The 15,250-nt window shown below is 64.0% G+C and carries 10 protein-coding genes; 3 read left to right on the plus strand and 7 right to left on the minus strand.

The window, feature by feature from the left end; all coding sequences use genetic code 11:
- Positions 1-299 precede the first annotated feature (299 nt).
- Both KMZ29_RS03820 and KMZ29_RS03825 read right to left on the minus strand, forming a co-directional pair.
- Complete coding sequence (locus KMZ29_RS03820; protein ID WP_215622520.1) at positions 300-1,010, minus strand: polysaccharide deacetylase family protein; 711 nt, start codon at positions 1,008-1,010, stop codon at positions 300-302.
- A 254-nt stretch (positions 1,011-1,264) separates the two neighbouring features.
- Positions 1,265-2,452, minus strand: coding sequence for a helix-turn-helix domain-containing protein (locus tag KMZ29_RS03825; RefSeq protein ID WP_215622521.1), 1,188 nt, complete (start codon positions 2,450-2,452; stop codon positions 1,265-1,267).
- Positions 2,453-2,612: 160 nt separating this feature from the next.
- On the opposite strand from KMZ29_RS03825, the gene KMZ29_RS03830 reads away from it, so the two are divergent.
- A complete protein-coding gene (locus tag KMZ29_RS03830) occupies positions 2,613-4,199 on the plus strand; it encodes a tetratricopeptide repeat protein (RefSeq protein WP_215622522.1) in 1,587 nt (528 codons plus the stop codon).
- A gap of 1,122 nt (positions 4,200-5,321) precedes the next feature.
- Here KMZ29_RS03830 and KMZ29_RS03835 read toward each other — a convergent pair.
- The 5 genes from KMZ29_RS03835 to KMZ29_RS03855 form a co-directional block, all read right to left on the minus strand.
- Positions 5,322-6,388, minus strand: a protein-coding gene (locus KMZ29_RS03835; protein WP_215622523.1) for an IS630 family transposase whose coding sequence is annotated in 2 segments (ribosomal slippage) — positions 5,322-5,893 and positions 5,893-6,388 — 1,068 coding nt in all. Because the reading frame shifts where the segments join, the coding sequence is not laid out codon by codon here.
- Positions 6,389-6,631: 243 nt separating this feature from the next.
- Positions 6,632-7,423, minus strand: a complete 792-nt coding sequence (locus KMZ29_RS03840) for a TIGR02186 family protein (protein WP_215622524.1) — start codon at positions 7,421-7,423, stop codon at positions 6,632-6,634.
- Entirely contained in the window at positions 7,420-8,346 is a 927-nt protein-coding gene (locus tag KMZ29_RS03845; protein WP_215622525.1) for a sulfite exporter TauE/SafE family protein, read from the minus strand. The genes KMZ29_RS03840 and KMZ29_RS03845 overlap by 4 nt, the downstream gene beginning before the upstream one ends.
- Before the next feature lie 192 nt (positions 8,347-8,538).
- The gene (locus KMZ29_RS03850; RefSeq protein ID WP_215622526.1) at positions 8,539-11,856 is read right to left on the minus strand and encodes a tetratricopeptide repeat protein; all 3,318 of its coding nucleotides are present in this window, start codon (positions 11,854-11,856) and stop codon (positions 8,539-8,541) included.
- Positions 11,857-12,129: 273 nt separating this feature from the next.
- The gene (locus KMZ29_RS03855) at positions 12,130-12,720 is read right to left on the minus strand and encodes a PadR family transcriptional regulator (protein ID WP_215622527.1); all 591 of its coding nucleotides are present in this window, start codon (positions 12,718-12,720) and stop codon (positions 12,130-12,132) included.
- A gap of 201 nt (positions 12,721-12,921) precedes the next feature.
- Between KMZ29_RS03855 and KMZ29_RS03860 the strand changes: the two genes are divergently transcribed.
- Positions 12,922-13,308 carry a nuclear transport factor 2 family protein gene (locus tag KMZ29_RS03860; RefSeq protein ID WP_215604752.1) on the plus strand — a complete coding sequence of 129 codons (387 nt, stop codon included), beginning with the start codon at positions 12,922-12,924 and terminating at the stop codon, positions 13,306-13,308.
- 145 nt (positions 13,309-13,453) lie between these two features.
- Positions 13,454-15,244, plus strand: coding sequence for an acyl-CoA dehydrogenase C-terminal domain-containing protein (locus KMZ29_RS03865; RefSeq protein ID WP_215622528.1), 1,791 nt, complete (start codon positions 13,454-13,456; stop codon positions 15,242-15,244).
- Positions 15,245-15,250 lie beyond the last annotated feature (6 nt).

Raw genomic sequence — 15,250 nt, forward strand, 5'->3', positions numbered from 1 at the left:
GCATCCGGCCTTCGATCAAACCCAAGAACGGGACGCCAAGGCAGCGCGAGCGATGTCCATGCTGTGGCGTGTTATTCACCGGGCGGCTGCGCCTCGGGCTCTGGGAGTTCGGGATATCCGAGTCGGGTCGTGAGCGGAGATCAGGCTCTGGCTGAACCGGGTCCGTTTATCAGCCAAAGCGGATGTTCGGCGCCGGCGGCGGCACGTGCGCTAAGTGCCCAGAGGCGGACATACGTGTTGATATTCAGCCATCGCTGATGTCGCGCCACTCGCTTTGTGCGGTTCGCTGCATTGCGGTCTCAGTGGCTTGTCGCTCGCACCCATTTGGCGACTTCGACGACCGGTGCGACCCAGACTTCGTTCTGAGTGGCCAAATGGTCCAGCAATCCATTGAGGATCGACGGCTCGACAAACAAGTCATGGGTTCCTGATCCTATGCCGTGAAAGACCAATATCAGCCAGTCGCCGCGGTCGCGCGTGAGATGTATCGCATCGGCGAGAGCGGCGAGCGAAAGCCCGTCAGCCTGAAAACAACCAAGGTTCATCATATCGAGGTCGCCGGATACATTCACCGCTTGGTCGGTCCGTCCGCCGCGCGCGGCGACAAAATCAGAATGGATAAGGCCGGAAATGGCCGTCTTGTTGGGCCACCGGCCGAGATGCGTATCGTAACACGTGTAGGCGTAGGTGCGCTCACCGAGACCGTCGATCAGTTTCAGAAATGCATTGGCGACCCGCACTTCCTGTTGGAATCTAATGGGCTCATAGCGCCGCAAATCGAAGGCTTTGTCGAGCCAGGCTCTGTGGGCGGCTTTGCGCCGGCAAGGGTGAAACAAGCTGTGGTTTCCCAGTTCGTGCCCGCGTGCTGCAAGCGCGCGCCAGGGCATCGGGTCGCTGCACGGGGCCGTCGCTATATGGAGATAGAAGGTGCCACGCATTCCTCGCGCTTCGAGAACTGGTCCGGCCAGTTCATGATGGACAGGAAGCGCATCATCGAATGTGATCGACACGGCACATCTGCGTCCCGTCGGCCAGCAAGGCTTTTCCAAGCGGTCCATGAAAACCTCTCAATTGTCGCCCACAGTCTTAGCGCCAATCTCAACTTACAAAGGCGTGGATTCGCGCGGTGAAAGCCGGAGTGATCCGGTTGAACCTGTGGTCCACTCGTGCGCCGCGTTGTACCGCGGGTGCAATCGGCGTCCGGCTTTCCCTATGTGAGCGCTGCTTAACAGATCAACGGCGGTAACAAAGCCGTTCCACAGATCTACGCTAGGGGCAACCCGGCGATTTCCAGGCCATCGCCGAGGCGAGACATAAAGGCTGGCGTGAAGGGCCAAGCGTGTCTGGCTTCCGCGACTGTCAGATCGGGATCCTTCCGCATCAACTGGCGGCCCATTCGGCGGGCCTCTCCCCGCGCTCCCGTCAGCGCAGCTGCGGCCACCGCGATCCTTTGCGCCCAAAAGGATCCCGGACAAGCCTCCACACCGCTCTTTACCCATAGCGCTGCCCGATCATACCGGCCGGCGGCGAAGTGAGCACAGCCCATCCCTATAAAGCTGATGTGTCGCAGCGGTTCGAACGGCATCAGATGAAGAGCGATACTGAGTTCACGGATTGCGGCTTCGCTATCCCCGAAGTAGGCCGACATCCACCCGCGACGTATCCACCCATATGCAAGCCATGGATCGAGCACCAACGCACGCTCGAGCCGCCGGTCGGCTTCTTCGAGCCGATGCGCCAGCACGAGAGCCCCGCTGCTCAGCGTCACCGTCAAGGCATCGTGCGGGGCGAGATGATAGGCCTCGTCAGCGAGCTGGCAGGACCGCTCCCGATCGAGATCGGGAGTCGAACTGAAACGATGGGCCGCTCGCTGCCCCCAACACCAGGCGGCAACCGCCTTCGGCAATCCGTAGGTTGGAGCCAACTCCTGCGGGCGGCCAAGCTCTTCGAGAGCCGCGCTGCATTGTTTTGGTGCGACCGCGAAGGCAAATGGCAGAGCACTCAACGTCAATAGCATGGCCTCATCCATGTCCATGTCAGCGTCGTTCTCCGACGAGCTTCGGACTCGCTGAATGGTCGTCGACGGGAGCTCTCCGAAGGCGTTTCGATACTGGGCTGCAAACCGACCCAACTGGCTGAAGCCACTGCCAAGTGCAACGTCTGTGACTGTGTCCTTCGGACCGGCGCGCAGCAGTTCTTGACGGGCACGCGCAAGCCGCATCCGCCGTACCCAGCCGAGGGGCGTAGTGCCCAGAAACATCCTGAAGTGAGCCTCAAGCGTTCGCGGGCGAACGCCACTGACCTGAGCAAGTAGTTCGAGCTGAATCGGCTCGGACAGATGGCCACGGAGCCAGCCAAGGGCACGCACCAAATCCGCCGGCAACGCCGACGAGGTGTCTAGCGAGTTGGTTGGGTTCGGATGCGCTTCCGAAATTGAGTCAGGCGTCGACATCATCAGGCCTCAACAAAGGAGGGTCCGAGCCACACAATACTCGATCCTCAGCGTTCTCGGCGAGATTTGTATAGCGATGCGGCTAGCGCATAGCCGCCCTTAAGTGATCGGCCTATCTAGGCGACGGTCAGTTGAAATCCGACCGACGGGGAGCTGAATCATGATTAAAACGTCATTCGCCATTGCCGCTGGGCTCGCGGCGGGGATTTCGCTTGCACAACCGGCTTTCGCACAATCGGGCGATGAAAAGCTCGGCACTGTACATTTCGAGACATCCTGCAAACCGGAAGCGCAGAAACTTTTCAACCGCGGAATGCTGTATCAGCACTCATTCTGGTACCGTGCGTCGCAACGAGTTTTCGAGGACGTGCTGAAGGCTGATCCCGAGTGCGGCATCGCTGATTGGGGCATCGCGCTAAGCCTGCTGTGGAATCCCCATGTCCCACCGCCCGCGAAGAACCTCGCCGAAGGCGCCGCCGTGCTGGCGAATGCGAAGGGCATCGTCGTCAAGACCCAGCGCGAGCGCGACTACATCGATGCGCTTGGCGTCATGTACACCGATTACGATAAGCTCGATCACCGCACGCGCATACAGGCCTACGCCAAAGCGATGGAACAGCTAGCGCAGCGCTATCCAAACGACGACGAAGCGCAGATCCACTACGCGCTGGCGCTCAATACCTCGGCTTCGCCGGTCGACAAGACTTATGCCAACCAGCTCAAAGGCGCGGCCATCCTGGAGATAATCGCAAAACGCCAGCCGCGACATCCCGGCGTGGCGCATTATCTGATCCACCTCTACGACTATCCGCCGATCGCCGAGAAGGGCCTCGAGGCCGCCCGGCGCTATGCCAAGATTGCCCCGGCGTCGGCACATGCCCAGCACATGCCGTCACACATTTTCACGCGGGTCGGCTCCTGGAGCGAATCAATCGCGTCAAACGTCGAGGCGGCGCGCGTCGCAAAGGCGGGCAAGGAGAGCAACGATGAACTGCACGCCATGGATTACCTAGTCTATGCCTATCTGCAGCTCGGGCAGGACGATAAGGCCAGGGCCGTCATCGACGATATGACGAAGGTCACCAGCTTCACCGAGACTTTCCTCCCTGGGCCCTATGCACTGGCGGCTTCGCCGGCGCGCTACGCGGTGGAGCGCGGCGACTGGAAGGCCGCGGCTGAGCTTCAGGTTCGTCCCAGCCCGTTGGCTAACGTTCAGGCGATCACGTATTTTGCACGCGCCCTCGGAGCCGCCCGCTCAGGCAATGCGGAAGCCGCCAAGGTTGACATCGCCAAGCTCGCTGAGCTGCGGGACAAGCTGCGCGATACGAAGGACACCTATTGGTCGGAGCAAGTGGACATTCAGCAGCAGGCCGCGACCGCTTGGGTGCTCTATACCGATGGCCAGTACGACGACGCGCTGAAGGCCATGAGCGCCGCCGCCGACGCCGAGGATAGAACCGAGAAGCATCCGGTGACGCCCGGCGTGCTCAAGCCGGCGCGCGAACTTTATGGCGTGATGTTGCTGGAGCGCGGAATGGTGAACGATGCGCTTATTGCCTTTGAAGCGACGTTGAAGAAGGAGCCCAACCGGTTGGGTGCTTATGTGGGCGCAGCGAAGGCCGCCGAAAGGTCCGGTGACAAGACCAAGGCTCGCCATTATTACGAGAAAATCGTGGCGATCACCGATGGCGCGGATACGACCCAGGCCGAGGTCGCTGGCGCACGCGCATATCTGAGGAAACTCTGAGTGACGCGCTGCAATAAGCACGCAAACATCTCGGTGAGAGCATTCCTTCTGCCGATCGTGGTAGGTGCTCTTGCGACTCCGGCTGGCGCTCAATCGCTTCAGCTCGTCGGATATTCAGGTCATCTCGGCGAGTGGGAGTTGACCGCCACCGTCACGGAAAATGCTTCCAGCCGAAAGGAATACGCCGGGCCGATGACGATGAAGCATGTCGGTATATGCAGTCAGGATGGTCGGGAGGAGAGGACCGGTGAAATACACTTGCGCATATCGGCCTCGTGGTCGCGATTGAATGCCACACTCTCGATTGCCGGCGTCGAATGCACCTACAGCGGGACATTGTCGGACTCCTATACTGGCACAATGTACTGCCCCAATCGAGAATCAGTTCCGCTCAAGCTGTGGCTAAAATAGTTATCTGCCAGACTAGCCAACTCCGGCTCTGACGCGGTCTGTATGACTGCTATGGGTCATTCGCGTCGATTTTGGCGTTTCGGCGGGATGTCCGGTGAGAGGGTAATCTCGGAAATGCCGATTGTCCGGTTTTGCGGGTTGAAGACATCGGTCTGGGTCTGGTTCAAGCGCTCAAACCGGAGACTTGAACCATGAAGAGCGGACGTACGGCGCACGAAGCGCTTTACCTGCCTGCAAACTGCAACGGAAAACGACCCGACGGGCAAATCAGCAAGAACCTGTCCAGCCCTTCGCGCAAAAATATTCCGCTTAACACGTCGGGCAAATCACCTTTAGCAATTCGCCCGTCTCACCCGACAAGGGCGGATCGCGAGTCGTCACGAACGCGCGGTGGGATGCGATGGACGCGACAGCGTCGGGCGCGCAAGGGATCGCAGGGCGGGTCTTTCCGTGAGCGATCGGCCGGCGCGCGGACGGACGGCGCTGCTAACTGTCTTCGACGAAACTGGCCGGATCGCACGAGGTCCGGTGAGAGCTTTGGCGAGATAGGCGCGGACGGCGAAGTCGTGTGGTCCTGACGCCCCCAGGCTGGCGTCAAGTCGTGTGGAGATGCATCCGGCTCAACCGGGCCCGCGATGCATCGTCAATCCGCATGGCGACGGTGGCAAAGTGCAAGGCTCACCGAGGAGATCACCTATAATACCAACGGCCCTAATTGCTGACTGTTGCCCATGTTCGGGTTGTGATTGATGCGATGCGCTTTGGATCTTGTTCAAAGAAGTTCCATGCACCGCAGGTTTTATCAACGATATCGTCGTAATCGTCGAAGACGGTGATCGCGAGTTTGTTGCCGCGCAGATATTCCCAGACGTTTTCGATCGGATTGAGTTCAGGAGCGTATGGTGGCAGCCGCACGAGAGTGATGTTGTCGGGGATCGTGAGCGCGGCGGCGATGTGATAGCCGGCGCCATCGAGGACGAGAGCGGCGTGGCTACCTGCCGCCACCTTGCGGCCAATCGCAGTCAGATGCAGCGACATGGTCTCGGCGTTCGCCGCCGGCATGACCAGCCCTGCTGCGACGCGACGTTGCGGACAGGCCGCGCCGAACAGGTAGACCCAGTCGTAGCGTTGGTCGTGCGGCGCGCGGGGCCTCGTTCCACGCTTGGCCCAGACGCGGGTCAGCGTGCCCTGCTGGCCGATCCGGGCCTCATCCTGGAACCAGATTTCGATCGGCTTGCCTTTGGCACGGTCGGGGATTTGCGCCGTGACTGTCGCGGCGAATTTTTTTTAAACGTCTCCTGGGCTTCTTCGTCAGCCTGTGGGTGGCGGGGCCTTACCGACAGTTTGCGGTAGCCGAGCTTGGCCAGAACCTTCCCGATCGAACGCTCGTGGAGCGCAACACCGAAGCGCCGCTGCAATTCGTCGCGCAGATCGACCCGCCGCCAACGCACTACCCCGTGCACCGCAGGGTCGGGGCCGGCCTCGACAAGCTCGGCCAATTCGGCCTGCTGCCGCGCCGTGAGTTTTGATCCGGGACCTGGCGACTTGAGATTGCGAAGCCCGGCCAGTCCCGCGGCGTTGTAACGGTGCACCCAGTCCCGCAAGGTCTGACGGTCCATACCGCAGGTTTCGGCCGCCGTTTTGCGGTCCAGGCCATCGAGAACCAGCGCAAGCGCAAGTATCCGACGCGCCGCGGCACTATTCTTCTCCCCGCTCGCCGCCTTGCGAAGCTCCGAAGCCGTCAGATCAAGTCGGGTGATCGATACCGCCGCTCCCATCGAGGCCGCTCCTCTCAAAAGCAAGCATCGAGTCAGAGTTTCACTGATTTGGGAATCCCAAATGAGTCAAAGTTTCGGGCCGTTGGTATCAGCCGTCATTGCGAGGAGCGGTAGCGACGACGCAATCCATGCTTCAACAACCGGAGAGATGGATTGCTTCGCTTGCGCTCGCAATGACGACACGAGGAGAGCCGGGTGCTGCGCCGTGTTCGCCTGCTCCGCGGCCGGCCGCGCCGAAGCAGCCTAATCCTTCCGGAACACGATCGACGCCATCCAGCCGGTCATGATCGCCATCAAGGCCGTCACCAGCCCGTAGATGAAGCCGTTCTGTCGCGCGGTGGTGGCGACGAATTGCTCGAAGCCGACCTTGACGATTTCGAACGCGGTTTCGGTCTTGGTCACCAGGGCGCCGTCGGAGAACAGCTTGATCTCGACGTCATAGGTTCCGATCGGCACTTCGCCCGGCAGCGGAATGCTGGTGCGGAACAGCGTCGGTGTCAGGAACGTCACTGCCGAGGTCGCCTCGCGGTAAAGGCCGCGTTCGGAGCGCAGCCGCACGAAGGCAGAGCGGAACGGATCGTTAGGCACGACGTCGGCGTAGTCGGTGCCGACGCGCTGGGTCAGCAGCACGTTGTTGAGGCCGAGCTGCTGCCGCCGCTGGACTTCGGGCGAAGCGATGGCGTCGAACGGCCGGTTGGAAAACAGCGCCAGATAGGTCGGCACTTTCAGGAATTGCCGGTAGTCGGTGTTGATCCAGATGCCGAATTTGCGTTCCTTGCGGCGCGTCACCATGTCGGCGCGCGGACCGGAGACGGTCACGACCAGGTCGTAACTGGTGCGGGTCGCGGGCGTGGATGGGTCTTTTTCGACCGAACCGAACAGCACCAGTTCTTCACCGGAATAGTTCGGCGTCACGGTGACGCGGTGGTTCGAGACAGATGCGATCAGCCGTTCCGCGCGCGCAGGCGCGACATTGACCGCCGCGCTCACAACCAGCGCGAGTCCAGCCGCCGCGAGTGAGGTGCGCGCGATCATCCGGTGCCTCCGGTTTCGCGGATGGTGAAGAGGTCGTCGGGGCGGATCGCCAGTTCGATCGCGAAGCGGATGCCGACCGCCAGAATCAGCAGGCCGAGCAGCAGCCGCAGCTGCTCGCCGCGGATCTTCTGGCCGGCGCGGGCGCCGAACTGCGCGCCGGTCACGCCGCCGACCATCAGGATCAGCGCCAGCACCGCATCGACCAGATGGTTGGTGACCGCGTGCAGCATGGTGGCGAACACCATGGTGACCAGCGTCAGCACCATCGAGGTGCCGATCACGGTCGAGGTCGGCACGCGCAACAGATAGATCATGATCGGGATCAGGATGAAGCCGCCGCCGATGCCCATCACCGCGCCGATGAATCCGATGACCAGGCCGACGACGATGACGGGGATCACCGACAGATAGATCTTGGAGCGCTTGAAGCGCATCTTCAGCGGCAGTCCGTGGATCCAGCCGTGGCTGCCCGAGCGCCGCGCCAGCGGCACCACGCCGCGCCTCGCCCGCATGATGGCGCGGATGCCTTCCCAGAACATCAGGCCGCCGACGGTGCTCAGCAGGATGACGTAGGACAGCGCGATCATCAGGTCGAGCTGGCCGAGCGAGCGCAGCAGCGTGAAGGTCCAGACCCCCAGCGCGGTGCCGATGGTGCCGCCGCAGAGCAGCACCAGCGCCAGCGCCGGATCGATGGCGCGGCGCCGCCAGTAGGTCAGGGCGCCCGAAAACGACGAGGCGGCGATATGGCTGGCGACGGAAGCGACCGCGACCGCGGGCGCGATGCCGACGAAGATCAACAGCGGCGTCATCAGAAACCCGCCGCCGATCCCGAACATGCCGGACACGAAGCCGACCGCCGCGCCCATCGCCAGGATGAGGAAGACGTTGACCGGAATGTCGGCGATCGGGAGGTAGAGCTGCACGCGCGATTTCTTCGGAATGTAGCCGCGAGGCCGGCCGATAACCGCCCACGGCATGGTTTGTTGGGGGCGCGGAGAACGACCGCGTCCCTGCATAACCGAAATCGACCGGGGGAGGGACTAAAGAATCCGCGGCAGGGCGGCTTTTTTGCCCCAAGGCGCCTTCGGATTTTCCGATGTGGTGAAAAACCGGGATTAACGGGAGGCGCGCTTGGTCGAAACCGGCTTCGCCGCGGGCTTCGCGGTGGTGGCCTGCACCGGGCCTGAGTCCCATCCGCCGGCCGGGGCCGCCACATGGATGGCGTCGTCGGGCTGGGGCTCCGGCGTGAAGGTCTGGATCGCGAGCCTGGCCGCGGCCAGCGACTGGGCGTCGAGCCGCTTGGCGATATCGTCGCGCTTGCGGACGGAATCCTCATCGCCCTGCGCCGCCGCCAGGCTGAACCATTTGAAGGATTCGGCGAGGTTCTGTTCGACGCCGATGCCGCGGGCATAGAGGATGCCGAGGTTGAACTGGCTGTCGGCGACGCCGCGGTCGGCCGCCTTGCGGAACCATTGAGCCGCGTTCTTGTAGCTGGCGCCCTTGCCGCCGCCGTCGGCGTCGAGCACGGCCAGATTGTGCATCGCCTTGGCGTTGCCGCGCTCGGCGGCCTGCATGTAATAGCGCCGCGCGATATCGACGTCCTTCTTCACGCTGAGGCCCTTTTCGTAGAGGGTCCCGAGCCGGAAGATCGCCGGCACCACGCCGGCCTGCGCCGCGCGGTCATACCATTTCGCGGCCTCGTCGAAATTCGCCGCCACGCCTTTGCCTTCGGCGAAGCGCAGGCCGATCTCGTAGGCCGCGGTCGGATCGCCCTTCAGCGCCGCGGTGCGCAGCACCGGTCCGCCGATCGCCTCGGGCAGCCGCTCGGTCGGCGGCACCTGCACTTGCAGGAGTTTGCGGCTGGCGGGCGCGGCCGGCTGGGCCGGAATGGCGCCGGTGATATCGGCTGAAGATACCGGCGAGGCGATAGGTATCGCCGCCGCCTGCGGGATGGCGACCGAGGCAGTGCCGTCGGGGGCGCTGGGCCCGGAGTTGTTGAACGATTGCCGGCCGATCGGCTTCGGCGAGGTCATCGAGGGCATGGCGGGCGCCGGCATCGCCGGCTTGGCGCCGTCATCCGCTGGCGCCTGGAGCGAAGGCGCCGGCTCGTTCGAGCTCTCCATCGCCGGCATCGGCGGGACGGTGCCGCTGTCGAGCAGCGTCATCGCCATCTTGAAGGTGCCGAGCACGATGACGACCACGCTCGCGCCGACCAGCAGCGAGCGGATCTTGGAGGTGATGGTCGAAGGCTCCTTGGCCTTGTTGCCGGCGGCGCCCTTCAGCGGGCCGCGCGCGGCGGACTTGTCGGCGGGCTGGGCGGCCGCGGCGGCCTGTGCGGCGCGCCGCGCGGCGGCAATGAAGCTGGAGGTGCTGACATGCTCGCGCGGGCCGGCAGGCGGAATTTCGCTGATCGCACTTTCGGAAGCGGCAATGCGCTCCGATGGCGTCGCCGCCCGCCCGGTCGGCCGGGTGCCGGGTTCGAGCGGATGATCGGGCGGCAGATCCGGCGCGAGCGCGGGGCGTGGCGGCTGCGCCGTATGCGGCTCGAGGATTTCGCTGATGGCGCGGGGCGCCACCGGCATGACAGGCGGCGCCGGCGGCTGCACGGCCTGGAATTCCCGCGGGGCGGTGGCGAAATGCTCCTGCGCGGCCGGGTTGGGCAATTCAGGCTTCGGCTGCGGCGGCATCGCCATGCGAGGTGCGACGGCCTGGTGCGGCGCCGGCATCTGCGGCTGCGGCGCAACCGGCTGCGCGCGGGCCGTGCGCAGGTCGCCCTCGATCATGGCCAGCCGGTCGACCACATGGCCGAGCGTGTTGTGGACGGCTTCGAGCGAATCCTGGGTGTGGCGGTCGGTTTCGGACTGGCTGAAACGGATGTCCGACAGTTCGCGCTTGACCGCATCGATCAGGCCGCTGTCGACGGGCTGCGGCGCGCCGACGTTGCGGCTGCTGTTCTCGGCCAGCGCGGCGAAGTTCGCGTGCTGGGTTTCGAGATGACTCAGGATGTCCTGCAGTGCGTGCTCGACCCGGCCGAGATCGACGCTGGGGCGTTGATCGGCGGAGGCTTCGAGGCGCTCGAGCAGATAGGACACGCGCTGTTCGAGATGGGCGAAGGCGGAGGCGTTGTCGCTGCCGACCGGCATGCGGTCGATGCGGTCGGACAACGCCCGCAGCGCGCTCTCGAGATGTTCGGTACTTTCGCTGGCAGCCGGCCGCTCGCGGCTTTCCAGCGTCGAGGTCAGCGCGGCGATGCGCTGTTCGAGGATCGCGAAGGAATCGCTGTTGCCTTCGCTGCGCGCGAGCTGGTCGACCTTCGACGACAGCATGTGCACGTCGTCGGAAAGCCGAGCCAGCGCGTCGTTGGAGGCGACGTTGGAGACGATGGCGCGAAGCGCGGCGATGGCGCCTTCGAGCTGCTGAACGGTGGAGGGGTCGTCATTGGCGCGCAGGATCAGGTCGAGCTTGGCGCCGAGATTGCGAATCGCCTCGTCGTAGCCGGCCAGTTGCTCGGCCGGCGTCAGCGAGCGCAGCACTTCGCGGATTTCGCCGAGCGCGCGTTCGATGCCGGCCAGCGCCTGGCCATCGGTGCTGCTCTGGCGGGTGTCGTCGATGCGGCGGGACAGCGAGCGGATTTCGTTCTCGATCGATTCGATCGCCCGCCGCGGCATCGCCTCGGTGATAGCGTGGCGGATTTCGGCGAGTTCGCTGCGGAACGCGGCGATCGATTGTTCGATGCCGTCGGGCCGCTGCAGCGCTTCGATCTGGCTGGTGATCTTGAACAGATGCCGCTCGAGCGAAGAAAAATCCGGGCCCGCCGGCGCGGCCGGGGGCATCGGGGGTGCCACAGGCATTGCGGGCGCCATCGCAGGTGTGTTGGAAGGCGCGCTGCGCGGCGGCAGCGGTCGCGGCGCGGGAGCATCGAGTTCGTTCTGGCGCGCCGCGATCTCCGCGATCGCAAAATCCATCGAGGCCGGGCTGAGTGGCGGCGAGGGGCGATAGACCTGGGCGGCTGCGCGCTCGACCATTTCGGCCTGGCGCTGCTTGTCCTGGATCTGGGCCTGTCTCGGCGCGGGGTTCGAGATCTGCGACAGCCGCGCGTCGAGACGCGAGATCGCGTCGTTCAGCTGCCTTGCGACGGCGGGCTCGGCGCGCGGAGCCTCGCCACGGGGTGCCTCGGGGCGCGGGCGCGAAATCTGCTCGATCTGCCGGGTGATCGAATCCAGTCGCTGATGGATGTCGTCGACGGCGCGGGTCTCGCGATAAGCTGGCTGCGGTTGATCGTGGGGGCTGCGGAAATTGGGTGGGGCGGAATCGCCGATGGTGGAATTCAGCCAGTCATTCAACGACATGCCGGCGCGGCGCGCAGCGGCCTCGGCCCTCTCGCGGACGGATGGATCGATGCCTTCAACACTCCACGATACGCGCGAATTCATGCTCTCGTCCGGTTCCGACTCCGGCGCGATACCTGCGCCTTCAGCCTCCCCGCGCGTCCCGAAAGAGAGTCAATCGAACTTCGCGCAGGTCGTCTGCCTCAGAACTCGACTTTTTCGCGTTACGGTAAATAACGGGTTAAGGAATGAGCCGGCCGGTCCGGAAAGTTAGCAGGCCAGTGAAATAGACCGGGCCGCGAGCCGCCGAAGCCGCCTGAGGTTGGAACCTTGACGATGATCCGACCGGGCGTCGCCGCAGCCGTCAGGACGCGACGATCATCCCTTGATGCCGCGCCGGCTGCCGCCGATCGGCGTGACGCTGCCTGGCTTCGCGCTCGCCGCCGGCAGGGTATCGAGCGCCTCTTCGCACCACTCCGCCACGGCGCGCTCGTAGCGAACGCCCATGCGAAGTCCGAGCAGCTTGCCGACATCTCCCGGTGGTGCGGTGCCGTCAGGGAAGCGCTTGTTGAGGATGCGCTCGTAGCGAGCGAAACGATCTCGGTGGTATTCCAGCCGCGCCATGAGGTCGGCGCGCAACGGCTCGATGTCGACACTGTCGAGCGCGTAGAGCCGCACCAGGAGATCGTCCTTGATCGAAGCCGGACTGCTCGGCCGCGCGCCCCAGTGCCGCAGCGCGGCTCGGCCTTCGGGCGTCAAGGTGTAGACGAGCTTGTTGGGCTTGCCCGACTGCACGACCTCGCGGCCCTGAATGTGGCCGCGGTCGCGCAGCTTGGTGAGCTCGCGATAGATCTGCTGGTGGTTGGCTTTCCAGAAGAAACCGAGCGAATTGTCGAAGGTCTTGGCGAGCTCGTAGCCCGTCATCGGATGTTCCGTGAGGCATGCAAGGATTGCGTCGCCGAGTGCCACTACGCCAACCCTCCATCCCTGACCGTCTCCAGATGTTGACAATATGCATAAAGGTGCATATGCGTCAACGCGCATAAGGACTGATTTCGGCGAAAACCCGCCGGATCGGATCAGGCACCCCGCCGGTCGCAGAATCGGTGGAGCGCCCCAAGGTCGAGTCCCTCGCGATCGCTGCGCCTTTGACCGAACAGGAGACGTCCGATGAGCATGATCGGCCTCGACAAGTGGTACGGCTACCTGAAGTCCCACGACCGCGCGGCGCTGTGGGATCTGCTCCACCCCGATGCGGTGTTCGAAAGCCCCGTCGTGCATACGCCGCAGCGCGGGCGCGACATCACCTTCAAATATCTGTCGGGCGCGGAAAAGGTGTTGGGCGGTCCGGGCTTCGCCTATGTCGGCGAATGGCGCAGCGCCAACGGCGCGGTCCTCGAATTCGAAAAAGAGATCGAGGGCATCAGGATCAACGGCGTCGACATCATCACCTTTGCCGACGATGGCCGGATCACCCATTTCAAGGTGATGGTGCGCCCGCTCAAGGCGGTCAACCTTCTGCACCGGCTGATGGGGGAGCAACTGGCGAGCCAGTGACCCCCGTCGCAACGTCGCAGCCGCGACCCTGATAGTAGCTCCCTATGAACTTCGGAACCGGGTAAGGTTCTTTCTGGAACTCAACGATTGCTGCGCTGCACGATCTCCCTTAAAGGGAGCCCGCCAGCCAGTCTGGAGAACGCGAATGCCGATCTACAAAGCTCCCGTGGAAGACGTCTCGTTTCTGCTCAACGACGTGTTCCAGATCGACCGTTACGACAATCTTCCGGGCTTCAGCGATGCCTCCGCCGATGTGCGGGAGGCGATCCTGGGCGAGGCCGCGAAACTGGCCGAAGAAGTGCTGCAGCCGCTCAACCGCACGGGCGATCTCGAGGGCTGCACCCGCCACGACGACGGCCGGGTGTCCACACCGAAAGGCTTCAAGGAAGCGTTCAAGCAGGTCGCCGAAGGCGGCTGGCTGGGCCTGTCCGCGCCGGCGGAATATGGCGGGCAGGGGCTGCCGGTCACGCTGAGCCAGGTCGTCACCGAATTCCTGAGTTCGGCCAACATGGCGTTTTCGATGTATGGCGGCCTGACCATGGGCGCCGCCGCGGCGCTGCTGGTGCACGGCAAGCCCGAGCAGAAGAAGATGTTCCTGCCGAAGATGGTAGCGGGCGAGTGGACCGGCACCATGAACCTCACCGAGCCGCAATGCGGCACGGATCTCGGCCTGTTGCGCACCAAGGCCGTCAAGCAGGCCGACGGCAGCTACAAGATCACGGGCACCAAGATTTTCATCTCCTCCGGCGAGCACGATCTCGCCGACAACATCATCCACCTGGTGCTGGCGCGAATCGAAGGGGCCCCGGCGGGCATCAAGGGCGTGTCGCTGTTCGTGGTGCCGAAGATCCTGGTCAATGCCGACGGCTCGCTCGGCGCTCGCAACGGCGTCACCTGCGGCTCGATCGAGCACAAGATGGGCATTCACGGCAATTCCACCTGCGTGATGAATTACGACGGCGCCACCGGCTGGCTGATCGGCGAGGAAAACAAGGGCATGCAGGGCATGTTCGTGATGATGAACGAGGCGCGGCTCGGCGTCGCGGTGCAGGGGCTGGCGCAATCCGAAGTCGCCTACCAGAACGCGGCGGCCTACGCCCGCGATCGGCTGCAGGGCCGCGCCCTGTCGGGCGCCAAGGCGCCGGACAAGCCGGCCGACCCGATCATCGTGCATCCCGACGTGCGCCGTACGCTATTGACCATCCGCGCCTTCAACGAGGCGGCACGCGCGATGGTGGTGTGGACCGCTCTGAAGAGCGACGTCGCCCACCGCTCCAGCGATCCCAAGGATCGCCAGGAGGCCGACGATCATATGGGACTGATGACGCCGATCATGAAAGGGGTCATGACCGACGTCGGATTTTCCAACGCGGTGCTGGCGCAGCAGATGTACGGCGGCCACGGTTATATCGCCGAGCACGGCATGGAGCAGTTCGTGCGCGATGCCCGCATCGCCATGCTTTACGAGGGCGCCAACGGCATTCAGGCGCTCGACCTCGTCGGCCGCAAGCTGCCGCGCGACGGCGGCCGCGCCGTGATGGCCTTCTTCGGCGAAGTCGCCGGCTTCGCCAAAGAGCACGGCGCTGACGAGGCCATGAAGCCCTTTGTCGCGCCGCTCGGCACCGCGCTCGGCCATCTGCAACAGGCCACCACTTGGCTGATGCAGAATGCGATGATGAAGCCCGACAATGCCGGCGCCGCCGCCACCGACTACATGCAATTGTTCGGCCTCGTCACCTTCGCCTATATGTGGGCGCGGATGGCGAAGGTGACGCAGGACAAGATTGCGGGCAGCGGCGCCACGCCCTATCTGACCACCAAGCTCGTCACCGGCCGCTTCTTCATGGAGAGGATGCTGCCGGAAACCGCGCTGCATCTTGCGCGCATCCAGACCGGATGCGCGACCACCATGGAATTGGCGGCGGAAGCGTTCTGACCGAAA

It is taken from the genome of Bradyrhizobium sediminis, from assembly GCF_018736085.1.
GTDB lineage: Bacteria > Pseudomonadota > Alphaproteobacteria > Rhizobiales > Xanthobacteraceae > Bradyrhizobium > Bradyrhizobium sediminis.

Excerpts from the sequence above, each read along its gene's own strand:
- KMZ29_RS03825 (WP_215622521.1), bottom strand. The coding sequence starts at position 2,452 with ATGTCGACGCCTGACTCAATTTCGGAAGCGCATCCGAACCCAACCAAC.
- KMZ29_RS03830 (WP_215622522.1), top strand. The coding sequence starts at position 2,613 with ATGATTAAAACGTCATTCGCCATTGCCGCTGGGCTCGCGGCGGGGATT.
- KMZ29_RS03840 (WP_215622524.1), bottom strand. The coding sequence starts at position 7,423 with ATGATCGCGCGCACCTCACTCGCGGCGGCTGGACTCGCGCTGGTTGTG.
- KMZ29_RS03850 (WP_215622526.1), bottom strand. The coding sequence starts at position 11,856 with ATGAATTCGCGCGTATCGTGGAGTGTTGAAGGCATCGATCCATCCGTC.
- KMZ29_RS03860 (WP_215604752.1), top strand. The coding sequence starts at position 12,922 with ATGAGCATGATCGGCCTCGACAAGTGGTACGGCTACCTGAAGTCCCAC.
- KMZ29_RS03865 (WP_215622528.1), top strand. The coding sequence starts at position 13,454 with ATGCCGATCTACAAAGCTCCCGTGGAAGACGTCTCGTTTCTGCTCAAC.